The sequence below is a fragment of the Cohnella nanjingensis genome (assembly GCF_014212125.1).
Taxonomy (GTDB): Bacteria; Bacillota; Bacilli; order Paenibacillales; family Paenibacillaceae; genus Cohnella; species Cohnella nanjingensis.
The window spans coordinates 58,249-84,921 of sequence record NZ_JACJVP010000019.1 but is presented as its reverse complement, the minus strand read 5'-3'; the positions used below and the strand labels follow the sequence as shown (position 1 = coordinate 84,921).

Genomic DNA, 26,673 nt, shown 5'->3' with positions numbered 1-26,673 from the left:
CCTTCGCCGATCCGGATCGGCCGTGACGCGTTCATCGCGCCGCTCGGTCCGACGGAGGCGAGACTGGAGCAGGACAATACGCTCGTGCTGGACTTCTGCGACCTGCGCGTCGGCTCCAAGCGCTTCGAAGGCCTGAATACCATCCACGCGCAGAAGCTGATCTACGAGAGCCACGGCTTCGAGATGAATCCCTGGGACAATGCCGTTCAATTCAAGCGCAGGCTGCTCGACCGCAACGACTTCCCTTCCTCCAGCGGGTTCGAAGCCGTCTTCCGGTTCCGCGTCGGCAAGGACGCGATCCCGGATCGGCTCCTGCTGTGGGTGGAGCGGGGGAATCTCTATCGGCTGCAGATCAACGGCGAGGAGGCCGTCTGGTCCGATCGGACTTCTCCGCTCGATCACCATCTGCACGCGGCCGATATCGCCGGAGCGGTGACGGAAGGCGACAACGTCATCACGCTCGGCGCCCGGCCGTTCGATATTCGGATGGAGCTGGAGTCCATCTATCTGAGCGGACCGTTCTCCGTCATCGAGGAGGAAAGCCGTTGGACGATCGGCAAGCCGTCGCCGCTCGGGATCGGGTCATGGCGAGCGCAGGGTCTCCCGTTCTATGCGCAAGGCGCCGTCTACGAGAACCGCTTTGTCGTGGACGATATCGGCAAGCGCCATACGATCCGTCTGCCCCGGTGGGCGGGCACCGCGGCGTCGCTGCACGTCAACGAATCCTTTGCCGGCCTGTTCGGCGCGGGACAAGGCGAGGCCTTGGACGTAACGTCCCTGCTCCGGGAGGGCGTCAACGCCGTCCGAGTCCGGATTAGCGGCAGCTTCAAGAATCTGTTCGGCCCGTTCCACGACCCGATGCGGCCGCGCAAGACCGCCTGGCCCGCCCATTGGAAGCGTTCGCCGCTCTACGGTCCGCCGCCCGCCGCCGATTACGACCTGATCGATCTCGGCCTGCTGGACGATATCCGGCTCATCGCGGACTAGCCGGGCGTCCATTTCGGACGTCCATGCAGGATTTGCCCCTTTTCCGCAGAAGTGGATTCGATGGTACCTCAACAGGGAAAGGAAACGTCATATGTACAATCTTCTGATCATCGACGACGAACCGCGCATCGTCAACGGACTTTATGAGCAATTCCTGGACTGGAGATCGGAAGAGCTGAACGCGTACCGCGCCTATTCGGCGTTCGAGGCGCTGACGATATTAGCTGGCACCAAGATGGATATCGTCTTGACCGACATCCAGATGCCCGGGATGAGCGGGATCGAGCTGCAGCAGAAGATTCACGAGCGCTGGCCGCGCTGCAAGGTTATTTTTCTGACGGGCTACAGCGACTTCGAATGGATCCAATCCGCCATGCGCAACGGCGGCATGGACTACATCCTCAAGGTGGAAGGCGATGAGCCGATCCTCGCCGCTGTGGGCAAAGCCATCGACCAGCTGAAGGACGAGCGGGTATCCGACTCGCTGCTCCAGACGGCCAAGGAGCAGATGCAGGCGGCCGGGCCGATGCTGCGCAAGGAATATCTGGCGGGATTGCTGCAAGGAGAGTTGGGCGCCGCGGCGGCCCATCGGGACCGCTTCGCGGAGTTGGACATCCCTCTCTCGGCGGGGGCGCGCGTCTTGCTGGCGGTCGGTCGTGTCGACCGCTGGCCGGACGGTCTGCAGGCTTCGGACAAGTCGCTGCTCTTGTACGCCCTGCGGAACATCTCCGAAGAGTATCTGAATACGCTGCGGGTGATCTCGTTCCCGATCAGTCCGACGCGTATCGTGTGGCTGATCCAGCCCGCGGTCGCGTCGAACTCAGCCGGCGATGACGATGCGGGTGATGCGGGGGGCGCGGAGGGCGCGGACTGGGACGCGTGCACCGCCTTCGTGCGCGGCACGATGTCCGACATCCAGGAGACGTGCCGGACGATTCTGAAGCTGCCCCTGTCCGTCGCCGTCAGCTCGGCCAGCTGCCCGTGGTCCTTGGCCGCGGCGCAGTACATGCGGCTGGAGCAGTTGCTGCAGCGGGGATTCGGCCAGGACGCGGAGCTGCTCCTGTCCGATCCGGCGCGGGACGCTCCCTCACCCGAATCGGACGGACTGACCAAGCAAGATGTCGCCCTGCGGCTGAAGGCGGTCAAGCAGCTGGAGGCGCTGCTGCTCGGCGGTCAGAAAGAAGAGTTCTTCGCCTTGTACGACGACATTGCGGACTCGGCTCGGGCGCTGCTGCCCTTTCCCGCGTATCATCCGTTTCTCGTCGAGCTCGAGTATGCCTTCGCCTCCTTGTTCCTGTCCTATATGAACCAATGGGGGCTGTTCGAAGCCGTCTCGGCGTCCATGGATGCGGGAACGCTGCTGCGCAGGGGGGCGTTCGTCTCTTGGGCGGAGACGGAAGACTACTACCGCGGACTGTCCGTCCGGCTGTTCGAGCTGCGGGCGGGCGAGCAGCAGGACCGGACGCGGAAAATTTTAAACGCCGTCAATCAATACATCGAGCAGCATCTGTCCGAGGATCTGTCGCTGGATCGGCTCGCCGACCACGTGTACCTGCATCCGACCTATCTGTCGCGCCTCTACCGGCAGATGACGGGCATCCGGCTGTCCGACCATATCAAAGCGCTGCGGCTCAAGAAGGCGAAGGAGCTGCTGGCCTCTCCCCGGCTGAAGATTCACGAAGTATCGGCTAGCGTCGGCTTCGAGTCGGCTCATTATTTCACGAAGGTGTTCAAGAAGGAATTGCACATGACGCCGCAGGAGTACCGGGATCGGTTGACGGAATAGGGTTGAATCGAACGGGCCAGAAAGAGTCAGCGCTTTTTATGCGCTGACTCTCGGGGCGACAAGGTCCGCTCACGCGCCCAGGGAGGAACCGGACTCGGTCTGTCCATTGCCCAGTGTGCTCCCGAGAAAGTAACGTTGATCAAATGTTCACAGCAAAAAGCCGTGCGGAGATTACCACGGCTTTTTGCTATGTCAATCTGATTGCCTCGTACAGCAGCTTGATTACCGTGGTCTTCGTGATTCTTCCAATAACTTCCGTTCTTGGCGCCGCCTCCGGTCCGCTCCGCTCCACGACGGGCAGGCCGTCCACTTCATGCTGGATCATTCTGCCCATGGCTTCGCGGACGGTTTCGTCGGGCGCAATCGTGATGACGTTAGGGGCCCGGGTCATGACCATGTTCAGCGGCACGGTGGACGCCTGGGGGTTGTTGAACGTAACTTTGAGCAAATCTTTCCTCGAGACGATCCCGGCGAGCGAACCGGACGCGTCCACGATGATCAGGTTGCCCACGTTCTCGAGAAACAGCATGACGATCGCGTCGCTGACCGTAGCTGTCTCCAGGAGGACGATGGGGACCCCCATCACTTCCCTAACGCGTGTCTCCGCCCGGGGGGCGATCTCGGATTTGGCTTCCCGGCTTTCGGAGCCGGCGAAATAGCCGACTTTCGGTTTGGCATCGATATAGCCGAGCATAACGAGCAATCCTAGGTCGGACCGTATGGTGGGGCGGGTTACGCCGAGAAGTTCCGCGATCCGTTCTCCCGTGATCGGTGCGTGCTTGCGGACCAACTCGATGATTTCCGCTTGGCGGGACGTGAGTTCGATGGTAGTTCCCTCCCGGAAAACTGCAACTCTCCCACCATTGTAACCGATCCGACAGAAGGATCATACCACCTGCGCGTCTTCGGTCCTCTTTTCCACGGACTGCCGTTCGATTGCCGCCTGGGCTGCGGCGATTCTCGCCATCGGGATTCGGAACGGAGAGCAGCTGACGTAATCGAGTCCGGCTTGGTGGCAGAACGCGATGGAGTCTTTATCGCCGCCATGCTCCCCGCAAATTCCAGTTTTCAGCCTCGGTTTCAATGAACGACCTTGCTGTACCGCTAGTTCGATCAGTTGGCCCACGCCTTCCGAGTCCAAAACCTGAAACGGATTGTGGGGCAGAAGCTTCTTATCCAGGTAGTGGGTAAGAAATTTGCCTTCCGCGTCGTCCCGGCTGTAGCCAAACGTCATCTGCGTCAAATCATTGGTGCCGAAGGAGAAGAAATCGGCGTACACCGCAATATGTCTAGCCATTAAGGCGGCGCGCGGCACCTCGATCATCGTGCCGACCTTGTACAGGCAATCCCGTTTCTTGTCCGCGACAAGAACCTGATCCGCCACGCGGTTCACCAGTTCCCGCAACACCTTCAATTCATTTGCGTCGCCAACGAGCGGGATCATGATTTCCGGCAGGACCGTCCCCCCGCGGTCGATGACGGCCAAGGCCGCTTTGAATACCGCTTCGATCTGCATGTCGTAGATTTCCGGATAGACGATTCCCAGCCTGCAGCCCCGTTGTCCGAGCATTGGGTTGACCTCCTCCAGAGAATGGACCTTGCGGATCATCCGCTTCAGTCGATCTCGCTCTGCCTCCGAATCCGCCTGAAGAATCTTCTGCTTCAACTCTTCCACGTTCGGCAAAAATTCGTGTAGCGGCGGATCCAGCAGCCGGATCGTCACGGGAAGACCGTCCATTGCCTCGAAGATCCCTTCGAAATCGTGCTGCTGCATCGGCAGCAGTCGGTCCAATGCGGCTTTGCGATCTTCCTGCGAGTCCGCCATGATCATGCTCTGCATCGCGGTCAACCGATTCGGAGCGAAGAACATATGCTCCGTGCGGCACAATCCAATTCCCTCCGCTCCATGCTCTCGCGCGATTCTCGCGTCCTCGGGGTTATCGGCGTTCGCGTATACGCGCAAAGCCCGGATTTCGTCGGCCCAGCCCAATATCCGGAGTAGCTCATCCGACGCGCTCGCTTCTTTCAACGGCACTGCTCCGCCTATGACTCTGCCGCTCACGCCGTCCAGCGTGATCCAGTCTCCTTCCCGGACCGCGCGTCCGCCCGCGAGCATCGTCTTCCGCTCCAGATCGATGCGGATCTCTTCGCATCCGCATACGCACGGTTTGCCCATTCCCCTCGCCACGACCGCAGCGTGGCTCGTCATGCCTCCGCGGCTCGTTAGGACGCCTTCAGCCGCAAGCACGCCGTGAATATCCTCCGGCGTCGTCTCCGGACGGACCAAAATGACTTGTCTACCCGACTTGTGCCATTCCTCCGCCGTGTCGGCATCGAATACCGCCATGCCGATCGCGGCGCCGGGTGAGGCTGGAAGGCCTTTTGCCAACACATCCATGGGCGCAGATTCTTCCAATCCCCTGTGAAGCAGTTGCTCGAGATGGGAGACCTCGATTCGCCGCAGGGCTTCCTCCTGCCGGATCACGCCTTCATCGACGAGATCGACGGCGATCTTCAAAGCCGCTTGCGCGGTTCGTTTGCCGTTCCGCGTCTGAAGGATGTACAGCTTCCCCGTCTCGACCGTAAACTCGATATCCTGCATGTCCTTGTACGCTTGCTCCAGCTGCCGGCATACCGATACGAGCCGTTCGTAGATTTCCGGCATCTCGTCCGCCAAGGTTTGGATGGCGCGGGGGGTGCGGACTCCGGCTACCACGTCTTCGCCCTGGGCGCTGATCAGGAATTCGCCGAACAGAACCTTCTCTCCCGTGGAAGGGTCCCGGGTGAACACGACGCCGGTACCGCAATCTTCTCCCTGGTTCCCGAAAACCATACTCTGCACGTTAACGGCGGTTCCCTGATCATCCGGGATGCGGTTGATTTTGCGGTACACTTTCGCGCGCTGATTGTTCCAGGAACGGAATACGGCTTCTACCGCTCCTCTCAACTGATCGTACACGTTCTGCGGGAAATCGGCACCCGTCGCCGCCTTGACGCATTTCTTGTAATCCGCGATCAACTTCCGCCAACCATCCGCCTTCACCTCTTGGTCCTGTTCGACGCCCAAACCTTTTTTCATTCGATGTAGCAAGCGCTCGAACTGGAAGGACTCGATTCCGAGTACGACGTTGCCGTACATCTGGATCAAACGCCGGTAGCAGTCATAGGCAAACCGTTCGTTGCCCGTTGCCGCTGCCAGCCCCTCCACCGTCTCGTCGTTCAAACCCAAATTGAGGATGGTGTCCATCATGCCCGGCATGGACGTTACCGACCCCGACCGGACGGAGACGAGCAGCGGATTCGACGGATGACCGAATTGCTGGTTCTTCTCTTTCTCGAGCAGCGATAACGCCCGGTGAATCTGCTGCAGGAGTTCGTCCGTCAGGCGGTTCCCCGCCTGGAAGAAATCATGGCAAGCTTCCGTCGTCACAGTAAATCCCGGAGGAACGGGAAGGCCGCTTCGAGTCATTTCGGCCAGATTGGCACCCTTGCCTCCCAACAACGATTTCATGCTGGCTTTTCCTTCGTCGAAAGAGTACACCATTTTACCTTTCACTTCCGATCACTCTCCGCTCTTGTCTTTTCGATCCGCGCATGAATTGTCGGGACAGATACCGTATATTTTTTTGTAGCCGTTCGTCGGCAACGTAAACAATACCTCATTGCAATTCATGCAGATGACGACGCCCAGCTCCTGCTGGTCCGCCTGTACGCTGTCCGTCAAGCCCGTTGCGCGATCCATTGTCCTTCCCCCTTCGGAAGTTTGTTTTAGTACGTCATAATTATAAATAGTACTCAGATTAGTGGCAAGATATTTTTGATATATGAGTAATATATACATGAAAAAGGACAATAAGTACGCATTATACCACGCCAAAAAGCCCATCATCTAGATCGTCGCAGATGGGCCCATCGGGTTAAATCTCAATCAATCATGTTGAAGCTAGCCTTTCAAACCCGTCGAAGCAATTCCTTGTACGAAATACTTTTGAGCAAACAGAAAAACAAAAAGGACGGGGATAATGGTTGTGACCGCGCCAGCCATAATAAGCGTCATCCGATTTTGCACTTCGTTTTTCAGAAAAAGCAACCCGAGAGGCAGCGTAAACATATGCTTATCCTGCAGGTAAATAAGAGGTTCTAACGTATTATTCCAGGCACTGATGAATGTAAAAACCGCTAAGGCAGACAAGGCCGGTTTCGCCAAAGGCAAATAAATGGCGTAGAAAATTTTCCATGGATTCGCTCCATCGACCCATGCGGCGTCATACAGCTCCTTAGGCAGCGTCTTGAAAAACTGGTGAAGCAGGAAAATTCCAAAGGCTCCTCCCAGAAAGCTTCTCAGAATAAGCGGATAGTAAGTGTCCAGCGCACCGACGGATTTCCAAATAAAATACGTTGGGATCATCGTAATTTGAGAAGGCAGCATCATCGTGCCGAGCATCGCTAAAAAGATCAAATTCCGTCCTCGAAATTCAAAAAAAGCTAGTCCGTACGCAACAATCGCACAGGAAGCAACCATCCCGATCAGATCCATCATTGTAATAAAGGTGCTGTTCATGGTGTACTGCAGGAAGTTGACTTCGACCCATACCTGCCGGTAATTGTTCCAGACGACCGGATCGGGCACCAGCTTGGGAGGCAGCGTCAATTCGGACCCTGGCGCCGTCAAGGAAGTCGAAAGCATATACAGAAACGGGATCAGCATGAGGAGCGATCCAATTCCTAAGACGAGATAGGCAGCTAATTTCAGAACGGTATGGCTATTACTCATAATGCACCCATCTTTTCTCAGTCACCTTCTGGAATATGGTGATGATCAGAATGATCAAGAACAGCCCCCAAGCCATGGCCGATGCACTGCCCATCTTGAAGTTGAGGAAGGAATCCCTGTAGATGAGGATATTCGGCACCATATTTCGATCCGCAACGGAAATGACATCGCCTAGCATAACTAGGAACACATCGAAAGCATGGAATGCGGAAATGGTTGACAAGATCATGACCATATATACCATGGGAGAGACGATAGGAATTGTAATTTTGGAAAATAGCGTCCAACCGTTGGCTCCATCCATCCGTGCCGCCTCCAGCATTTCTTTAGATATATTTTGCATACCCGCCAAAATCAGCACCATGGAATACCCGGCCCCCTTCCAGATGTTGACCACGGCGATGGAACCGATGACGAGCCACCAGTTCCCGCTGCGGATCCAATCGACCGGCTGGATTCCGATGGATTGCAAGATCCAATTCAACAATCCGTATTCATTGTTATAAATCCAAAGCCAGATCATGCCTCCTGCTACCCAAGGCGTGATGACCGGCAGGAAAAAAACGAGTCGAAACAGCGATTTGCCCCTAAGCTGTTGATTAAGCAAGTACGCAAGGAATAGCGCAGCCATGGTCTGCAGCGGTACAAACAGTACCGCAAAAAAGCCGACGTTGCGAAGCGAGAGCCAGAATACTTTCTGATGCAGCAGCTGGTCCCAGTTTCGCAGGCCAATCCACTGCGGCGGATTGAATAAATCCCACTTCGCAAATGTCAGGTAAAGGGAAAATACGAAGGGGAACAGGAAGAATATGAGCAGCTGCAGGACAAAAGGTAACGTGAAAGCGAAGCCCCACAAGCCTTGTTTGCGCATCCTAGCACCCCTTTTCCTTGTCGATTCCGTTTATTTATTGTCATCCAGCACTTGCTGAACCTTTTGTTGAATTTCTTTGGTCCCGTCTTCAGGCGTCCGCTTTCCGTCCATAATGTCGTTTAGGATCGGACCGGCTGCGGCTCTCCATTCGTTCCAGGACGGGTTCTCGTCCAAGGTGCCTCCCGCTTCTTCAATCCCCTTCGTGAAAGCCTTCTTGTTCAGCGGCTTGGTCGTCGATTTCTCAAGTTCTGCCAAGGCCGTTTTCTTCACAGGCAAGCTAGTTCCGCTTTCGGAGAGCAAGTTCTGTCCCTCATCGCTTAAATAGTACTTGAGGAACGTCCATGCCGCCTCTTTCACTTCCGGCTTCGACTTCGAGTATAGTACCCATTGATTCACCACCATCGGAACGAAACGCTTGCCGTCCATCCCTTTCGGCATCATGACCGTATCCCAATCCAGGTCCGGCTTATTCTTATTTAGCGAAACCTGAGTCGCATATTGGAAGAAGGTCATGGCCGCCTTCCCATTCTCAAAAAATTTGCCGGTGTTCGCAGCTTCCCGAGTCGGACTGATCTTCAGCTTATTGATCGTATCTGCCCATGCCGTCAGTCCTTGGATCGATTTCGGATCGGTAAAATTCGATTTCGTCAATGTCGCATCCAGGGCAGAACCGCCGTAAGCCCTCATCCAAGGCAGCCAGCCGAGCGTAATATTATTCCCTGTCTGAAAACCGAAGATATCGGGCTTTCCATCTCCGTTCGTATCTTTCGTCAGCTTCTTGGCCGCCTCGATCATATCATTAAAGGTCCAATCGTCCGTTGGCAGCGGCACGTTGTTATCTTCAAAAATCCGTTTATTAAAGGCGAGCGCGCCGGGATTAATTCCGTGGGGAATGCCATAGATTTTGCCGTCCAGCTCGGCGGAGGTCAGTGCGCTGACATACTCATCCGTCTTCAGATCCCGCGTAATGTAGGGCTCCAGGTTTTCCGCAACCCCGCGCTTGCCGTACCCGAGCACAACGGCATTTTCTTGCAACCAGAGATCAGGCGCATTATTGCCCGCAATACGCGTCACGATTTTGGTAACAAAATCAGCCCAGGGCGTCTCTTCGATGTCCAGCTTAATATGCGGATACTTGGCTTGAAAATTAGTGATGATCTTCTCGCTGGTGATATCATACCCCCCTGGCAGACCGATTTTAACGGTGACTTCTTGGGGCGAAGCCGCCATCCCCTCTCCGACCTGCTTCCCGCTCGCCGGGGCATCTGTAGGCTTGTTGGATGAACAGGCAGTGACCATAAGAGATAGGGCTGCAAGAAGTCCAATTGCCGTTGCCTTTGTGTTCATGAGCGTATAACCTCCCACTAAGTATTATTTGAAAATCAATGTATTACATCTCGGCATGCAGAATTTGACGATCCGCCAGCAGCTGGTTGCGCAGCACGCCGTAATCCAATTCTTGCAAAGCGCATTGATGCTGTAGCGCCAGTGCGGCCGCTGTAGCCGCGGATTGACCTAGAATCATGAATACAGGTTCCATCCGTATAGAACCGTAAGCAATATGGGAGGAAGAGAGACATACCGGTACGACAAGGTTCGTACATTCCTCTCCTTTGGGAATGATCGCTCGATAGGAGATCGAATAAGGACCCTTCGGACTGATTTCCACATTACCCTCATTGATGCAACGACCGTCTAGCGCTAATCGCCTGCAATTGTGGGAGTCCATTGTATATGCGGCTAACCCTACGGAATCCTCTACGGTGGAGTAATGACGACAATGATGCTCCGTCATAACGACATCGGAGATCATGCGTCTTGCCTCGCGAATATAAAGCTGATGAGGCCATCCGCCGGTAGCTTGGAATTCGTCGGCGGGCAAGCCCCATGCCCGAACCTCGGCTCGGATCGATGAGGGAATGCCGTCATCATTCGCCAGAAAATACAGCATGCCCATATTATAGTGGACATGTTCTTGGAAGAGCTTCTCGCGAACCCGGTAGTTCGCTTCGGGCCATGCATCATTTTTTCCGATATAATCTGTTGAAACCGCACCCCAGTTATTCAAATCGCTCTTGTGGTTCGGCATGATCTTATTAAGCTTCAAGGCATCCCAGACGCCGCTATGGATATATCTGGCCAGCAAGGAGAATTCATCCCGGTTATAGCCGGGCGGCTCAGGGAAAGGAAGCTGATTCTCCGGATTGCCGCTCAAGCAAATCCGGAAATTGTACGCTTGCACGGAATCGTCTCCCTGGCCCTGCACGCCCGGCGCGGCCTGGGTTACGCCCTGCAGCAGACCGCTATCCATTTTCCCTTCTACGACATAGGGATCCACCCAAGCCATAAAGTTATGCTTCGGATGGCCAAAATGGATACCGTTCAAGGTTTCTTTGTACACGGTGTTGGATTCCCGGCCCACATGATACGATACGCCGGCCCGAGCCAGCAGATCCCCTTCGTATGAGGCGTCGATAAACATTGGAGCGGAGTAAATCGTGCCATCTTCCATTGTTATCTGTTTAATGCGACCGGATTTCAGCTCTACGGAGTCCAAGTGCTGCTCCAAGCGAACCTCCACCTTCGCTTGCTCTAGCCATTCCGTCATGATTCTCTCAGCTACCCCAGGCTCCAAAGCCCATGTTCTACCGTCCGGCTCATCGCTTCCGTAATGCCGGCCAAGCGCTTCATAGAACTCGCTGGAAATGCCGCCGATGGCAGTCCTATCCCCAATATCCGTTCGTCCGAGCCCGCTAGAGGTCATCCCTCCAATATTCCGTCCGAATTCGGCAATAACCGCTTTAAGACCCATGCGAGTTGCTTGGACAGCTGCCGCTACACCCGCGGGAGTACCGCCATAAATGCATAAATCCGCATCCATGCGTCGAGGTGGATCGGAGAGCTGCTGTTTGGTCTTGTAATAATATAAGTTGGCTAAAGCGCTCATCCGCGATCTCCCCTTTGGTTTCGTTTTGTATCCTTTCGCAGGGTTCATCCCGAAGGATTCCGCAGGGAATATCGGATGGATCGAAGCTCGGATGCGACCCGTTTCTTACCTGTATAAAGCGCTTCCATTCCCAGGTTAATCATGGCCGATGTGACGAATGTACGTTCAATAGGTACGGAAGAACGGCCGGTCAGGATCAGCTGCTCAATCTGTTTCGTTAGCCTTTCGAAGTGGCTGTAGGGCCGCTCCCATCCGCTTTCGCAGCGAGCTGCCGTGATCTTCCCATCAGCTCCCCGAAAGGCAAGAGCCCATTCCTTTACAAAGCGTTGCAATTGAAGGACGTATCCTCGCACACCGTCGCAGTACGCGATGATGAATACGACGGGAACATCTACATGCTCCCTCGGATGCCCCGGCAGCGGCCCGCTTACCGTACGTAACGCTTCAACCATCAGCTCCTCGGGGATCTCTCCCCGATCCATAGCAGCCCATACGGACCTCCCTTCCAAAGCCTGCACCGAATGAATGCCGGTCTCGCCTCCGTCTCTTTGTTCTGCCGCCGCTTGCAGCACCTCCATTCCATGAAATCCATAAGACTCGATGCCAAGCCAGCTGACCACGAAAATTTCCTTGGCCTGCCGCAATCGCTTGGACGGGTAGCTTGGCACCTGTGGCGTATGCGGAATAGACGAACCCCCCAGAAAGGGAAGCCCTCTTCGCGTAATCTCCCTATAAATCCACTCCGTATCCTCTATCCGATAAGACAGATGCTTGTCGTTGAATATCGGAACAGCAAGCCCCAACTGATCCAGCGCACGGAAGGTTTCTTCAAAAAAGCGACGGCGCGGATACTGCTTCTGACGCTTCTCGTTCCATGGATAGTCTCCATGCTCGCCGATCAGAAGAACGCCGTCTACCGGGAGTCCGGCATGAGGTGCGGCGATCGCTTCTCCAATTGACGCATAGACAGGGATTCCATTGACGCGTGCAGCCTCCTTTCCTATATCGTTCAGCGGCTCCTGATCCAGGTACAGCGCAACGACATCAATCTGCGGCTTATAACCGAATTGACCCAACAGTCTTCCAAGGATGACTTCCGCATGGGAATCGGGACGGTATTCCGTAACGATGGCAGCCACTTTTTTGCGTTCCGCTCGGTTGTTCATGTGGTTGCCTGCGCCCCTTCATTCATCCATTGGTCTACTTGCAAGAGCCAATGGGCCGTTGCTTCAATTATGGCTTGCAAATAGGATGCGCCTTTGGCTCCGTCCATGGGAGAGATGGAATCCGTGTAACCGTCCATCCCGGTCAATTCGTTATGTTTACCTACATAAGAACCTGGAGGCCCTCCATGTATCCATGAACGCTGCAGATGCTTAGCCCCCTCTACAGTATCCTGCCCTCCTTGGATGAGTTGGGGGTCTAAGGAAGCAATCAACGAGGCTTCGAACCCTCCGGCATGCCCCGGAACCATCCCCATCTCATGAGCATGCAGCTCATTGAGCGCTTCTCGGGACAAGCTCCAATAGGAAGCGGAAGCAGTCCAGATGTCATGCTGAACGGCAAGATCTTGCGCTGCTTGGTGCATCAAAGGCTCATTGCCTCCATGCGCATTCAGAAAAATGATTTTACGGAAGCCTCCGGCTACGAGGCTTTCGCCAAGCTCTTTCAATAAAAGAAGATACGTCGAGGAGGAGAAAGACAAGGTGCCGCCGAAAGCCAAATGATGCTGCGAACAGCCTACCGGAAGGATAGGAGCCATGAGCAGCTTCATCGAATCGGCAGCCTTCCTGCACGCCTCAAGGACAATATGTTCGCCTATCATCGTGTCTGTGCAAACGGGTAGATGCGGTCCATGCTGTTCCGTCGCCCCCAAGGGAACGATTACGACATACCCTTCCTTGGCCTGCCTCTTTAATGTCTCCCGCGTTCCATGATGAAACAGAAAATCGTTCATAACGCAAATCCCCCATCAATGGTTATCAATGCTCCAGTGATATAAGATGACGCGTCAGATAGTAGAAAGGCAGCCAGCTCGGAAACTTCCTCGGGTGTACCTGATCGGCCCAACGGTGTTTGTGCGGCGACAGCTTGCTTGAAAGCCGGGGTTAGTTGACGCAGCGCCTCCTCCGTCTTGATGTCCCCAGGCAGCAGAACATTCGCTCGAATTCCTCTATGCGCATAATCGGCAGCGAGGACGCGGGTCATCTGATTGACGCCTGCTTTGGCGGCGCCATAAGCCATACAGGCCGGTTTTACCTTCTGACTCAAGACCGAAGAGGTATTTAGAATGACGCCGCCTCCAGATTCAATCATCAGAGGAAGTGCAGACTTATTCACCAGAAACGTACTGGTTAAGGTGCCGGACAGCACTTCATTCCACTCCACTGAAGTAAGCTCCATGGCCGGTTTGGAAATTTGCGTATAGGCGTTATGATACAGACCGTCCAAGCGCCCCCAACGCTGCCTGATGCATTCGAGAGCCGAGATGACTTGCTCTTCATCGCGCGCATCCGATCTCATATAAATCCATTCCGTCTTTCGTGCAGCAGCAACAGTATGATCTAGCTTTTGGCTCGCCTCTTCAGGAGAAGCCAGGTCTGTAGCTACCACCCGGGCACCTCTCTCTAAGAACAGGTTGAAGGCAGATAAACCTAGCTTCCCCAGTGCACCTGTTACCAGAATGACTTTCCCATTCAATTGAGCCACAGTCTCCCCCCTCCTATGTCAGTTCCATTAACATGCAAGCCGTCAATGCCGCCGACCAATGAAAATCACGGACTACATCCATCTTTTTCCGTATGTCATATAAAGCCGATGGAGGTCCCTTGCGATCGCAAGCGATAGGAGGAACACGATCCGAGGAGTCGAAATATTCGAAGATCACCCCGAATCTTTCATAATATTTTTGAACCATCTCAATCGTTTGCCGGGCCAGCCGATCCGCCTCCTCTTCCCTCCCTTGCCTCTTAAGTCCGATGTAGACAAGGTAGTTCGTATTAAGCCATACCGGTCCTCTCCACATGTCCGTGCCGTATTCCGCTTCCGAGGCTGCCGTCGTGGGGATCGGAAACTTCGTTTGGAAATGGTTAGGGTCTTGAAGCAAGGAGACCAGCCGTTGCGCATGCTCCGGGGGCAATCCGTCCAGAAGCAAAGGTAGAAATCCGCTCACCGCCTTCACTCCGGAGAGACTCCCGTCCATATCTCTATCAAAATAAAAGCCTTCTTTCTCATCCCAGAGGCTGCTATGAATTTGGGCGCGTACATTGGCCGCCTTCCGCTTCCATTCGTTCGCTAATTCGATGTCCCCGACCTCATCTGCAATGCGTCCGATATAATGAGCATCCTGAGCCACGAATACTGAAAAATCAACCGCATCCAACAAGGCCGCACGATCAAACCGCGGAGAATTGTCCATCCCCGACTCGCCGGAGCGGCATAACGGGTTACCCTCAATCATCCACTCGAGCAGCTCGTTACAGTTACTGTCACGGTTCGCAATATCCCAGGACAAATAATGTACCAACCGGGGAAGCGCATACCGCAAATCGTCCTTTCGCCTCGTATGGAGATAATTTTCCCATACCCCCCATGCGAGCACGGGAGGCTGCGTCATATTCGAGCTTGACCCATCCACCTTTGTCGTATGCGGAATCATTCCATCCTCTTGCTGCGTATCCAGCACCGATTTCAAAAAATGCCAGGCGATCGCCGGATCCACCCTATTCATTGCAAATGTATGAAACACGGAGTCCCACAGCCACATCGCTTGGTGGGGAACACGATCCGGCGTGGACCAGTGCTGATGAATAACGCCTTCGGCTGCAAGCGTATTCACTTTCATCACGCTAAAGCATTTGAGCAGCAGCCTCTCCTTTAGCGGATCTTCCAATCGGGGAGCATGGCGATAAAATTGCATCCGGTCCTCCGCTTCATTCCAGACGTCGGATGCCAATCCTTTCACGGCCCGCTCGGCTGCTTCTTCCACTCGGCTACCGTAAGCCAGCGCCCAACGGTCCTCGTGTCTAAGCAGTACGACAGCATCCTGTCCATCCGCTGATTCCGTAACCAGAAACGCATTCTCCCTACGAACCTCGCCCCCGTCTTCTTCTTCAAATCGCAGCTGCATATCCACGGTCGCGGGAGCTGTTCCGACTAGCGTGTGCCAGCTCTGAAATACCGCGAGCAGCGGACCCTCTTCATGGTCTACTAATAAGACGTCGCCCGTTGCAATTTGAACGTTCCCGGGTGGAATGGCTTGAAACTCCAGCCATCTCCGTTTCGGAGTATGGAACAGTAAGCTGTAATCGTCAGCTCCTGCTGTAGCTACAAATCGAGAGCTTGAATGCGTCCGTCCATCATAACCGGAGAACGCGAACAATGCTCCCTCCATCCACAAATTAGGCATATTGCGCCGAACCTGCATCAACGTCTTGCTCTTCAAATCGTTCTCTCCCTTATGAATTGCTTTCTTGGTGTCTTCATTATCGCGCAATTCAAATAACGTGTTCTATAGAACAATCTGCGCTTTCCTTACAAGATTTTGCTCCTTTTTCCTCCTTTCGGATGTCAATAAGCTAAGTTATAATAACGATCATCAGGCTGACAAGGCGGTGGTCCGAATTGGATGCTTTGAAGAAAATCGAACCTTTCGAAGGAAAGCGCTTTCCATTGCGGATGACGGAAGTGAAGAGCTCCTCTCATCTGGTAAGACCTCACTGGCATGATCACCTTGAATTTATTCATCTTTTGGAGGGCACCGCTCAGGTCCATATTGACAACCGAACCTTCACCGTGGACGCACCGGCTATTCTTTTTATCAACAGCTGCAAGATTCATTCCATGCAAGCATTACACGGCAAGAGTTGTACCATTCGCGGCTTTATATTTGATATGTCCCTGTTAGCCGGCTCCTTGGAGCATTCCGAATCGCAGCATGTGTACGCCCGATTTATTCAAACCGCTCCCATTTTGGAACCGATTCTCCCCTCTCATCCGATATGGAATGAATTGGTTGTTCCTTTTGAATTGGCTTACCAAGAATACGCCAAGCAAGCGATCGGCTGCGAGCTGATGATCAAGTCTTCCCTCTACCGCATGATCATCCCTATCCTCCGAGGTTATCAGAGAGAAACATGCCTGAACAAAGATTTGGACAAAAGTCTCGCCCACTACAAACGCCTCAAGCCCGCTCTTGATTTTATCGAATCTTGCTACGATCAAAAAATTTATACCGACACCCTTGGTTCTCTGGTGAACATGAGCCTTTTTCATTTTACCCGTTTCTTTAAAAAAGTGACCGGAGTCACTCCCACGGTGTTCATCAATCGTTATCGGGTTGAGATGGCCAAACGGCTATTGATTCAGCAGGATTTGACGATTACGCAAATTGCAGAGCGTACAGGCTTTTGTAACGTCAATTATTTTGACAAAGTATTCAAGGAAATGAATGGGTTTACCCCGCTTGAGTTAAGAAAAAAATTCACGGAGGGATAGACCCATTCTTGCTACGCCTGATAATACAACAGCCAGCTAAGCTTTCTTGCGCCTTGTACGACCTGTTCCTCCATTTGATGCCAGGTCATATCGTCCAACCGGCTTAACGGAACCGAAATGCTCATGGCCGCCACGATTTCCTGCTTCGCATTTACGATGGGAGCGGCTACGCATTGAATCCCTTGCACTGCTTCTCCCTTGCTGTAAGCAACCCCGGTCCGGCGAATCTCACGAAGCTGCTCCAATAGCTGATCCATATCGGACAGGGTATGATCGGTAAGCAGCCCCAGACTCTGGGTTTCGTACATGGCCGCAATCTCCTGATCCTGCATGGCGCTTAGAAATAGCTTGCCCATAGCTGTCGTATGGAGCGGCAGCTGCATACCCAAATGCGAAACAAAACGAACCGGATGCGTATTTTGTTTTTCGGCTATATAGAGAATATTCCTGTCGCTTCGGATGGATAAATACACGGCTTCATTGACTTCTGAGACGATCTGCTGCGCGATAGATTGAAACTCTGCGGTCAGATTCGTATGTTGCGCGTATTGGGCGCCGATTTGAAAAATTTTATAGCCAAGATGAAACAACTTGCCGTGCTCATCCTTTTCCAGGTATCCCCGGTGAACGAGATTTTGAACAATTTTGAAAACACTGCTCGCGGGGAGCTCCAGGCGTCGCGCAATGTCCATTAGACTTAATTCACGTACTCCCGCTTCCGCGAACAATTCAAATATATCCAAGACGCGGTCGGCCGATTTGACCGTTAGGTTTGATTTTTCCGATGTACTCATAGATGCATCCGTCCTTTAGTCGATGTCCCATCATGTACGCCGTCAGCAGCCGTCGGGGCAAGTGCGATCACATCGATTTCTACCAGAATGTCAAAATTCAGATCGCAATAAATCGTGGTTCGGGCAGGAAACGGATACGAGAAAAACCCCCCATAAATTTCGTTGAACTCCTCATAATGGGCCCTTTCCTTCAAATAAACGTTCACTTTGACCACATCGTCCAAGGTAGCATGGGCTTCATGCAGGATGCTTTGGATATTGTGCAGCGTCTGGTTGGTTTGTCCCTTTAAATCAGGGCTAACCACTTTCCCGGTATTCGGGTCTAATCCCCCTTGGCCGGATACATAAATAAACCCTCCCGCTTGAATGGCGGAACTAAAAGGTTTTCCATTATTTTCGTGTGTCGACACAGGTTCTTTCATCTAGCGTCGCTCCCTTCCTTTATTGTCCATGCAAAAGTGCCCAGCATCTTCCCGCGACCTCCGTCCGGAAGGTTTCGACTGACCCTGTATCTGCCATCGTGACATAGCAGGAACGGCCATCCGTACCACCAAAGGTTAGGTTCGTACACTGCTTGCCGTGCAACGTAATTTCCCTTATCGGCTTGCCCTGTGGAGTAAGCACGGCAATCGTCCCCTTCCCGAAACGCGTCACGTACACATTTCCCTCCACGTCACAGCGCATGCCGTCCAGTCCATAGTCGGCAAATTCATAGAATAGCCGTTTATTGTTGATCCGACGGTCCGCCGTCAAATCGTATTGCCATATTCGTCGTTGAATGGTTTCGTTCACGTACAAGGTTCGTTCGTCATAGCTGACCTCAATACCGTTCGTGGTACCCATTCCGGACTCCAGCAGCTCCGCCTTGCCGTTCTCGTCGATACGCCAAAGCTTTCCATCCGATTGCTTCCAATTCGGATCGCTGGCAAACCAAATGCCGCTCCTTGTTACAGCGAGGTCATTAGGCTGGTTCATCGCAGGCTGCTCCATGAATGTATCGATCTCCAGCGATTGCATATCCACGCTTAATATACGGTGCCCGGTATAGTCGGCTATGAACATTCGACCCGATGGATGAAATCGAATCGCGTTCCCGGTAGCTCCTGCAGGAAGCTCGAGAAACAGACGGCTGTCTCCTTGCGGCGTGACCGCTCCAATCGTATGCTTTCTGGCATAATTTACGGCGTACAAATTACCTTCCCTATCGCAGGCAGGTCCTTCAATGCCGGAAGTAAACACATGCGGCTTTGTCAAAAGGCGGCTTTTATACAACAATGACTCTCGCCTCTCTTCCTCATCTCTACGACCTGATTATGGATGGACGGCTATCTTCCGAGCAACCCGTTCTACCGCAAGCAAAGTCTTCTCTGTTTCTTTCTCGCCATGGGCCGACGAGACATACCAAAGTCCATTGGGACGAACGAGTATCCCTTCGTGCAGCAGCGCTTCGGCAAATAGTGTATACAGGTTCGTATCCCGAAGATTAAACGTATCGAAATCATTCACTTCCGTTCTATCGATAAACATGACATGAAACACCGGACCCAGTTGATTGACGACGACTTGATGACCGTTCCGGCCAAGCACAGATCGAATGCCATCCGACAGACGGAGTGCGGTGTTCTCCATGTCCTTGAGCACTTGTCCGTCCTCCTTCGACAGCTCTTCAATGACCGCTAATCCGGCTGCTGTCGACAAGCCGTTGCCATTGAGCGTCCCGAGATGCATGACGGTTCCTTCTTCGATGAGACGCATCATCTCTCTATTGCCCGCTACCGCGCTTAGAGCAATTCCGCCACCCAATGCTTTGCCGATCGTCACAAGATCCGGAAGGATGCCGAATCGTTCGTGCGCACCGCCAAGCCCCATGCGAAAGCCGGTGATCACTTCATCCCAGATGAGCACGATGCCCAACTTTGACGTCAACTCCCGCATGAATTCCATATAGCCCGGCTTGGGTGCAATACAGCCTGAATTGCACATAACGGGCTCAGTTATGACTGCTGCGATCTCATGATGATGTTGCGTCAGCGTCTCCTCCAAAGCTTCGGGGTCGTTCCACGGCAAGAGGATGATATCCTGCAGACTGCTGCGGCTTTGTCCGTTTGTACCCGGGACGATATCCGAGTTCCCTTCGGTCGGGCGGGCGGAGGAAAAGTCCGGGCTGGGGAAAGACGTAAAAATGGCGTCCGACCATCCGTGGTAATGACCATAGAAACGGACGATTTTTCGCTTTGAGGTATAGGCTCGCGCTAACCGAAGTGCCAGCATCACCGCTTCGGTCCCCGATCCGCTGAATGCAACTTGCTCGGCGCAAGGCAATATTTCCGTTAAACGCCGGCCCAGTTGAATTTCGCCGTCGTGCTGCATGCCGTAGGTGCTCCCCTTCCGCAGAGCCTCGAGGATTCGTTCGTTAAACCCGGGATGGGCATGACCCAAGATCAAAGGGCCATAAGCCAGCATGTAGTCCATGTATTCATGGCCGTCCGCATCTTGAATGATCGCCCCGTACGCTTTGCGTACGTACAAGGGCGCCGGCTTCATCGAAACCCGGAGACTGCTGGCTACCCCTCCCGCTACATAAGCTTTTGCTTCTTGAAATTTGTCGATCGATTGTCGGTATCGGTTCATTCTGCATGCTCCTTTGCAACTGAATTCCATGGAAATACAGATGGAGGTACATGACGGTAGAGGAGACTCTGCAACGAGACGGTGCAGCAGCCGGGAGTGTCCACCTCGATCATCTTCTTGGCATAGGGTCCAAAGGCGCTGATCCAGGCTACGGCCGATTTCACTACAATGATGTGGAAAGAAGATGGATGCAGCCCTAATGATTCTACATGCCCGATATCCCAGGGAGGCACCCGCTCGGAGGTGAGAACAAGGGTAACAGGACCTGCTTCAATAACGGCGGTTGTTCCCATATAAGCAATAGCGCCCTTCATGTAAGGCCCTCGATGCGTATACATGCCATCGAAAAGCAGCCGGACCTTCCCCTCGACAGGAACCGGCATGCCATGCAGGCTGTCGCTTTTGCCTCCAACCGGATAAGAGAAGACTTCGCCTACACCTTGCCGGCATGCAATCGTAACCGCGTCTGGATCGCGAATAACGATCAGGCTACGTTGAGGGAGCCTCAGAAGCTCTTGTAGGAGATGCGTTCCATCGGCAGGAGAACCGCCGCCTACATTATCGGACCCTTCCACCAGAATGACGGGTCCCTCATGGGCCTCCTGGACGGATCGCAATGCAGCCTTCACGCCAATAGCTTCAACTCGAAACTGATCGCGAAGAGACCATGCAAGCTGAGCCAGCTCATCCGCATAGCACTGTGCCAAGGCTTCCCGCCCGTTGGTCGTCACCGCAAAGCACATTCCCGCAAAAGGGACGTCACTGTACGGAAATCCGCCGCAAACGGTTACATTCAGTACGTCGGGGTCACGCTCCATTGCAAACGCCTTCTCCATGATCTGCTTCATGACACCTTGCGTCGTGATCATTTTTTGAGGAACCACGAGCATATTCGGTCTGGCCAATGCGATCACAGGCTGAATCTCTCCACGAATTTGGCGAACCAGCAGCTGCAAAGCTTCCATCCCACGTTCATAGGCATCGATATGAGGGTAAGTATCGTACCCGACGAGCAAGTTGCATAACTGGGACATGTTTGGTCCCAGATTGGCATGCAGGTCCACAGTGACGGAAATGGGAATATCTATACCGATGCGACTTCTGATGGCCTCCAGTATCGCTTCCTCCATATCCTGACAACTCTCTGACACCATCGCGCCATGAAGAATAACGACCCACCCATCAAGACCTGGTTGAATCGAATGTGTCAGCTGTTGCAAAATCTGCCTCGCAGTCTCATCGGACACGATTCCGCCAGGCGTCGCCGAAACATACAATCCGGGCACAAGCGTAATGGAGTCTTGCAGCGACGCATCGATCACTCCTCCCATCGTAGTCCGGGTATGCCGAAACAGCTCCATAAAGGGGGATTCTCCCAGCGTGGAACAATGACTAAAGTCACTCAAGTGCGTTAACCCGGGTGCAAACGTGTTCGTTTCATGGTAAACACCCACTACCCCAATGCGTAACGGTTCTGCCATGCAAAAGCTCACCCGCTTTCACACCTAATGAATGATACATTTATTAAATTATGGAAGTCATTGTAGCATGAGCTCTCATTTCACATCAAGAAAATTATTTTATATTTGGAAAATGTTTTTGAATCCATTTATGGAAATAAACTCACGTACATCAATAAACAAAGAACGAGCCTGAAAATTAGATTTTCAGGCTCGTCCAAATGCTCCGGCTTCAAAACTTTATTCTGTAACGTCGTTTAACTCACCACTTCAAAACGCCTGCTGTCCGCGAACGGCGCCGCTGCGTTCCGCTATTCCCTGTACATTCAATGTCCGGTCGACCGTTCTTTTTTCCCGAATCCGCTGTACTGAACATGAATCCGGTTCTCTGGCCTGACGTCGACCGTATACAGAACGAGCAGGAATAGCCATTCCAGCGGCTTCATCGCCACATAGATCGCATCTGCGGCCACCTTCGTGCGGATGTGCCGGCTGACCGGATAGCCGTACTTGTCGTACAGGCGGCGAATCGTCCGGTGGCTGGCGGGCATGTACTGTTCCAGCACGTTTTCGAACGCGTTGGCGATCATCAGCTGTCGGTTTACCGGAATGGCCGCGCCGTGTCGGATTCCCGCCCGAAGCGGTTTGACCAGGAGGCGGTGCCCCCGGGCGGCGACGGTGCACAAATAATGGCCGTCTCCCGCAACCAATTCCGGCGGCGGCGCCGGCAGCCTCGACAAGTGGAAGCCGCTCGTATCCAGAAACGCCCGCACGACGCCGTCCGGCCGCTGCCCGAACAAGACCAGAAGCAATTGGACGGCAAGCTGAGCGGGGAACAGCAGTGCGAACCAGAGCGCCGGAAACGTCCAGCGACGCAGCATGAAGCGATACAGCGGCCGCTGCCAGGACGGCATTATCTCCACCTCGTCTTCCCTTTGGAACGCCATCCATACATCGAACGAACGCTTGAGCTGCGCCAAGTACAGCAGGCAGGACGTCAAACTCCCGGTTTGAATAAGCAGCACGGAGAAGATCTCGTTAAAACCGTAGATGGTGAAGCCGGTATGATAGAAATAGACGGCGGTCAGTGAAACGCAGAGCGCCAAAAATGCGTTGCAGCAAGTATAGACGATCGGAGACAGCCGCCGATGATAGATTCTCAGCGCCCAATAGGAAAAGAAGCCGAGTAACCAGTCTATGTAAACTGCAGCGCTATGCTTGGGGGACAAGGAAGCGTATGCGTCTATCGGCTCTCCGGTGTCCGAGTACACTTTCAACTGTGCACCGCCCGGCACCCCATGCAGGTCGAAGACGAAGCCGACAATCAGCAGTAGCGAGGCGATCGAGAGAAGAATGCCATCGAAGATCCGGGAAGCCGTTTGTTCTCTTTTCCCCTCTTTTCGCGCGAATGCGATCACCGTCCTACTGAAGGCGGCGAACGCCAGGAGAAGAAACGGAGTAAAAAACAGCAGCATACGCCTGAGGCTCCTTTCTGTCTACCGATGAATAGGACAGGATTGGCCGGCAGGCGCTCTTGCCGCTTCGCTGGCCCCGGGCAATACCCCGCCTTTTGCCGTCCACCATAAGGTAGACGACGGCGGCGAACGCCCGGTTTCAACATTTTGGTAGAGGGAGGGAGCCCCTCGTAAAATAAAAAGACCCTGCATGATCAAATCTTCCGACCTCCTCCTTTCTCCCTCAGTATCGCTCGAAGAGCGCCATTGTCCTACTGCTGATTTAGAAAAATGCTGAACAAAAGGACTGCTCAATTCGTGATTTATTGCTCAAAAAAACAGACCAAAGATATTAAAATCGTTGGGCTGTTTTCTCGCGATATTCAATTGCCGTCAGGTGTTAAACCTCCTTTTTAAAGGTTATCTTCACGGCCTCCAGATAGCCGTATCCATATCGGTCATCCGGCTGAAGATAACTGGTTTCCGTCCATTCGTTCCAGCTGTTAATGGTGATTAACGGCTGTTGTCCCGGATGCTCGTCGGCATATTGCTTGGCCAACTGAAGCGCCTTTTGCACATGGTCCGGCGTGTTCTGCCTTACAATACCGGGGCGGAATTCCTGAAATCTCGGATTGTTGTCCCATCCGATTGAGATATGCGGGAAATAAGGAATGTCATAGGTTTGGTCAATTCGCTGCCATTCCTTAACGACATCCTTCATAATATCCTCATAGTCTCTGTCGATATCGGCAAAATGCACAAACTGATAGTGGGACAAGCTGTCAAATCCCAGCAGCGTGACTACTTCGCTTGTCGTAGCCTCTTTGCCGCCATCGACGCCGCTAAGATTGAAGCTCATCTCGCTCCACAGAGTCAATTGAAGATGAAGTCCCGGAAGCCCTTCCTCTACCGCCCGGTTGCGGAACCAGTCGAACGCGTCTTTGGTTGCGTCCGCTCCTCCCAAGCCCTTCATCAAATTGGCCAGATCGTAAATCATAAATACAGGCTTGCCGTCGATGGTGTAGTAGGAAGGGTGTTTGAAGTATTCGGCGATCAACCGATCGGCGATTCGTTCGAACTCGGGCCGATCCACCGACGCCTCCCAAATGACCGTATCCTGCAGATGAGATAGCCGGATATCCCACGTATGATTGACGTCGTGATTGGCCCACATCAAGTAAAATTTAACCCTGTCATTGTTCCGTGCTTTCAAGTATCCGTTATTCAAACATTGCTCCAAGAAAGGCCGTTTGTCATACCAATACCAGTCATAGATAAACACATTGACGCCGTGGTCTGCCGCGGCATTAATTTGCATTTCCATCACATAAGGATCCGCTTCATTGACATACCCCCATAGCGGTTTCCTCGGCCAATCGTGTTCCGGAAATTTTCTCGCGGCATTTTTGACGGACTGCCACTCCCCGATTCCTTCCGGCCAGAACATCCTCGTTCGGGGTTCGTCACCCGTATAAGCCGGCCAGACATAAGCGGCTACATCATAGTTATTCCTATTCATCATGCGAAGCCCTCCTTACATCAATATACGAGAAGCTAGGATTGCCAAACTAACGTCAACCCTTCACGCTGCCTACTACAATTCCTTTCATAAAATACTTCTGAAGGAACGGATACACGGCCAGAATCGGGGCGGCAGCAATAAAAATCTGGGCCGACTTCAAGGTGCGGTCGGACACTTCCGACAGCATCTTGAGTTCTTCCTGCGAGGCGGTCGTAAACAGGGACATATCGCGATTGATCATGATCGTCTGCAGATAGGTTTGCAGCGGATAGTGATGCGGCGAGCTCATCAAGATCAGCCCGTCGAACCAAGCGTTCCAGTGCCCTACGCAGGTAAAGAGCACTAATGTCGCGAGAGCCGGCTTGGAGAGCGGCAAATAAATTCGGCTTAGAATGGTCCAATGACCCGCGCCGTCGATGAAGGCCGATTCGCCGATCTCCTTCGGGAGCTGGCGGAAAAAGTTAAGCAGAATGATGACGTTGAATACGGGGACCGCACCCGGCAGAATCAGCGCCCACACGGAGTCCATCAGGCCGAGCTGCTTCACCGTCATGTACCAGGGAATAAGTCCGCCGCTGAAAATAATTGTGATAAACAGGTACCACGAATACGCATTCCGCCCATACAGATCGCTGCGTTCCTTGGACAAAGGATAGGCCGCAAAAATGGTTAACAGCATATTGACGGACAAGCCGAGCGCGACACGCTCCAACGACATCAGGAAGGAGGTGAGAAACTGCGGATTGTTAAGCGCATATTTATATGAGCTTAGGTTGAATTCGACCGGCCAGAGCGTCACCTGTCCGGCAGCCGCCGCAGTACTGCCGCTGAAGGACACGGCCAACACGTGGATAATCGGGAAAATACATAGCAGCGCACAGGCGGCAAGGAATAGGTGATTTACGCCTTCGAATACTTTGCCGCCAAACGTTCGGTGATGCATGATACCCGCCCCTTTGTCAGAAAATGCGATAGCCTGCAAATTTGGAGGCAAGCTTGTAACCCGTGACGATGAACACGAACGAGACGACCGATTTGAACAGCCCGACCGCGGTAGCGACGCCATATTGGCTGTTCTGCAATCCGATCCGATAAACGAACGTATCCAGGATATCGCCGGTCTTGTATACGACGGGGCTGTACAAGTTGAACACTTGCTCGAAGCCTGCGTTCAGCACATTGCCGAGACTGAGTGTCGCCATTAGCACAACGATGGGCATGATGCCCGGAATGGTTACATGCAGCACCTGGCGGAAACGGCTGGCGCCGTCCATGACGGCAGCCTCGTAGAGCAAGGTGTTGATGGAGGTGATCGCCGCCAAATAAATAATCGTCCCGTAGCCGAACTCCTTCCAAACATCGGTAGCGACCAGGAGATAAGGGAATATTTTCTCGTTTGCCAGAAAAAAAATCGGTTCGATTCCGATCCCTTTCAGGATGAAATTGATGATGCCGTCGGTTGGCGACAAAATATCGATCAGGATGCCCGACAGGATGACCCAGGACAAAAAGTGCGGAATATAAATCAGCGTCTGAATGGATCGCTTCACGAAGCTGCGGCGAACCATATCAAGCAATATCGCGAATAGGACGGGCACGAGCAGCCCGAAAACGATCTTAAGCAGCGCTATAAAGATCGTATTCCAGAGCACCTGCATCGTCTCCGGCATGGCATAAACATAGTTAAAGTTATCGAAGCCGACGAACTTCGAGTTAAAGAACCCTTTCGTCGGATTGTAGTTCTGAAATGCGATCAGGATGCCGGCCATCGGATAATAGCTGAAGACCGCGACCAGCAGAATACAGGGGAGCAGCATGAGATGCATCGGAAACTGATGCCTGAATTTCGCTGCGGCACGCGCACGCTTGGTATAGCCGCCGGTTTGAGCCGCGGTTTGTCTACTCGCCATTCCCTTTACACTCCTTGTTCTATCTATAGCCGGTTGAAAGG

General features: G+C 53.4%; 23 protein-coding genes. 3 read left to right on the top strand and 20 right to left on the bottom strand.

Features of this window, described 5'->3' with window-relative positions:
* Both H7C19_RS11475 and H7C19_RS11470 read left to right on the top strand, forming a co-directional pair.
* Positions 1–987 (top strand): hypothetical protein (locus tag H7C19_RS11475; protein WP_221469196.1); only part of this gene is annotated, 987 nt, incomplete at its 5' end.
* Positions 988–1,078: 91 nt separating this feature from the next.
* On the top strand, positions 1,079–2,773 hold the full coding sequence (locus H7C19_RS11470) for a response regulator (protein WP_185142781.1): 1,695 nt from the start codon (positions 1,079–1,081) through the stop codon (positions 2,771–2,773).
* Positions 2,774–2,960: 187 nt separating this feature from the next.
* Here the strand turns inward: H7C19_RS11470 and H7C19_RS11465 are convergent, their stop codons facing one another.
* The 11 genes from H7C19_RS11465 to H7C19_RS11415 all read right to left on the bottom strand — a co-directional run bounded on the left by H7C19_RS11465 (position 2,961) and on the right by H7C19_RS11415 (position 15,860).
* Complete coding sequence (locus tag H7C19_RS11465) at positions 2,961–3,599, bottom strand: helix-turn-helix transcriptional regulator (protein ID WP_313731567.1); 639 nt, start codon at positions 3,597–3,599, stop codon at positions 2,961–2,963.
* A 60-nt stretch (positions 3,600–3,659) separates the two neighbouring features.
* Positions 3,660–6,317 (bottom strand): pyruvate, phosphate dikinase, encoded by a 2,658-nt coding sequence (gene ppdK / locus H7C19_RS11460; protein ID WP_185142784.1) that lies wholly within the window; start codon positions 6,315–6,317, stop codon positions 3,660–3,662.
* An 18-nt stretch (positions 6,318–6,335) separates the two neighbouring features.
* Positions 6,336–6,515 (bottom strand): GapA-binding peptide SR1P, encoded by a 180-nt coding sequence (locus H7C19_RS11455; protein WP_185142780.1) that lies wholly within the window; start codon positions 6,513–6,515, stop codon positions 6,336–6,338.
* Positions 6,516–6,716: 201 nt separating this feature from the next.
* Positions 6,717–7,547: a carbohydrate ABC transporter permease gene (locus H7C19_RS11450; protein ID WP_185142779.1), complete on the bottom strand. Its 831-nt coding sequence runs from the start codon at positions 7,545–7,547 to the stop codon at positions 6,717–6,719.
* Positions 7,540–8,418 (bottom strand): carbohydrate ABC transporter permease, encoded by an 879-nt coding sequence (locus H7C19_RS11445; RefSeq protein ID WP_185142778.1) that lies wholly within the window; start codon positions 8,416–8,418, stop codon positions 7,540–7,542. Before H7C19_RS11445 ends, H7C19_RS11450 begins: the two co-directional genes overlap by 8 nt.
* A gap of 30 nt (positions 8,419–8,448) precedes the next feature.
* Positions 8,449–9,765 carry an ABC transporter substrate-binding protein gene (locus H7C19_RS11440; RefSeq protein ID WP_185142777.1) on the bottom strand — a complete coding sequence of 439 codons (1,317 nt, stop codon included), beginning with the start codon at positions 9,763–9,765 and terminating at the stop codon, positions 8,449–8,451.
* A gap of 43 nt (positions 9,766–9,808) precedes the next feature.
* Positions 9,809–11,365, bottom strand: coding sequence for an FAD-dependent oxidoreductase (locus H7C19_RS11435; protein WP_185142776.1), 1,557 nt, complete (start codon positions 11,363–11,365; stop codon positions 9,809–9,811).
* A gap of 44 nt (positions 11,366–11,409) precedes the next feature.
* Positions 11,410–12,531, bottom strand: a complete 1,122-nt coding sequence (locus H7C19_RS11430) for a hypothetical protein (RefSeq protein ID WP_185142775.1) — start codon at positions 12,529–12,531, stop codon at positions 11,410–11,412.
* Positions 12,528–13,322 (bottom strand): creatininase family protein, encoded by a 795-nt coding sequence (locus tag H7C19_RS11425; protein WP_185142774.1) that lies wholly within the window; start codon positions 13,320–13,322, stop codon positions 12,528–12,530. The genes H7C19_RS11430 and H7C19_RS11425 overlap by 4 nt, the downstream gene beginning before the upstream one ends.
* Positions 13,319–14,074 carry an SDR family NAD(P)-dependent oxidoreductase gene (locus tag H7C19_RS11420; protein ID WP_185142773.1) on the bottom strand — a complete coding sequence of 252 codons (756 nt, stop codon included), beginning with the start codon at positions 14,072–14,074 and terminating at the stop codon, positions 13,319–13,321. Before H7C19_RS11420 ends, H7C19_RS11425 begins: the two co-directional genes overlap by 4 nt.
* A gap of 13 nt (positions 14,075–14,087) precedes the next feature.
* Positions 14,088–15,860, bottom strand: a complete 1,773-nt coding sequence (locus H7C19_RS11415) for an amylo-alpha-1,6-glucosidase (RefSeq protein WP_221469194.1) — start codon at positions 15,858–15,860, stop codon at positions 14,088–14,090.
* Positions 15,861–15,988: 128 nt separating this feature from the next.
* Here H7C19_RS11415 and H7C19_RS11410 point away from each other — a divergent pair, with 128 nt between their 5' ends.
* A complete protein-coding gene (locus tag H7C19_RS11410; protein WP_185142771.1) occupies positions 15,989–16,861 on the top strand; it encodes an AraC family transcriptional regulator in 873 nt (290 codons plus the stop codon).
* An 11-nt stretch (positions 16,862–16,872) separates the two neighbouring features.
* Here the strand turns inward: H7C19_RS11410 and H7C19_RS11405 are convergent, their stop codons facing one another.
* The 9 genes from H7C19_RS11405 to H7C19_RS11365 all read right to left on the bottom strand — a co-directional run bounded on the left by H7C19_RS11405 (position 16,873) and on the right by H7C19_RS11365 (position 26,632).
* Positions 16,873–17,655: an IclR family transcriptional regulator gene (locus tag H7C19_RS11405; protein ID WP_185142770.1), complete on the bottom strand. Its 783-nt coding sequence runs from the start codon at positions 17,653–17,655 to the stop codon at positions 16,873–16,875.
* Positions 17,652–18,077, bottom strand: a complete 426-nt coding sequence (locus tag H7C19_RS11400) for a RidA family protein (protein WP_185142769.1) — start codon at positions 18,075–18,077, stop codon at positions 17,652–17,654. The genes H7C19_RS11405 and H7C19_RS11400 overlap by 4 nt, the downstream gene beginning before the upstream one ends.
* Before the next feature lie 19 nt (positions 18,078–18,096).
* Complete coding sequence (locus tag H7C19_RS11395) at positions 18,097–18,930, bottom strand: SMP-30/gluconolactonase/LRE family protein (protein ID WP_185142768.1); 834 nt, start codon at positions 18,928–18,930, stop codon at positions 18,097–18,099.
* A 36-nt stretch (positions 18,931–18,966) separates the two neighbouring features.
* Positions 18,967–20,286 carry an aspartate aminotransferase family protein gene (locus H7C19_RS11390; protein ID WP_185142767.1) on the bottom strand — a complete coding sequence of 440 codons (1,320 nt, stop codon included), beginning with the start codon at positions 20,284–20,286 and terminating at the stop codon, positions 18,967–18,969.
* Positions 20,283–21,767: a M81 family metallopeptidase gene (locus H7C19_RS11385; RefSeq protein WP_185142766.1), complete on the bottom strand. Its 1,485-nt coding sequence runs from the start codon at positions 21,765–21,767 to the stop codon at positions 20,283–20,285. Before H7C19_RS11385 ends, H7C19_RS11390 begins: the two co-directional genes overlap by 4 nt.
* A 305-nt stretch (positions 21,768–22,072) precedes the next feature.
* Positions 22,073–23,221, bottom strand: coding sequence for a DUF6688 domain-containing protein (locus H7C19_RS11380; RefSeq protein ID WP_185142765.1), 1,149 nt, complete (start codon positions 23,219–23,221; stop codon positions 22,073–22,075).
* Positions 23,222–23,600: 379 nt separating this feature from the next.
* A complete protein-coding gene (locus H7C19_RS11375) occupies positions 23,601–24,719 on the bottom strand; it encodes a glycosyltransferase WbsX family protein (RefSeq protein WP_185142783.1) in 1,119 nt (372 codons plus the stop codon).
* Between the two features lie 55 nt (positions 24,720–24,774).
* Positions 24,775–25,665, bottom strand: coding sequence for a carbohydrate ABC transporter permease (locus H7C19_RS11370; RefSeq protein WP_185142764.1), 891 nt, complete (start codon positions 25,663–25,665; stop codon positions 24,775–24,777).
* A 16-nt stretch (positions 25,666–25,681) separates the two neighbouring features.
* Positions 25,682–26,632 carry an ABC transporter permease gene (locus H7C19_RS11365; protein WP_185142763.1) on the bottom strand — a complete coding sequence of 317 codons (951 nt, stop codon included), beginning with the start codon at positions 26,630–26,632 and terminating at the stop codon, positions 25,682–25,684.
* Positions 26,633–26,673: the final 41 nt, after the last annotated feature.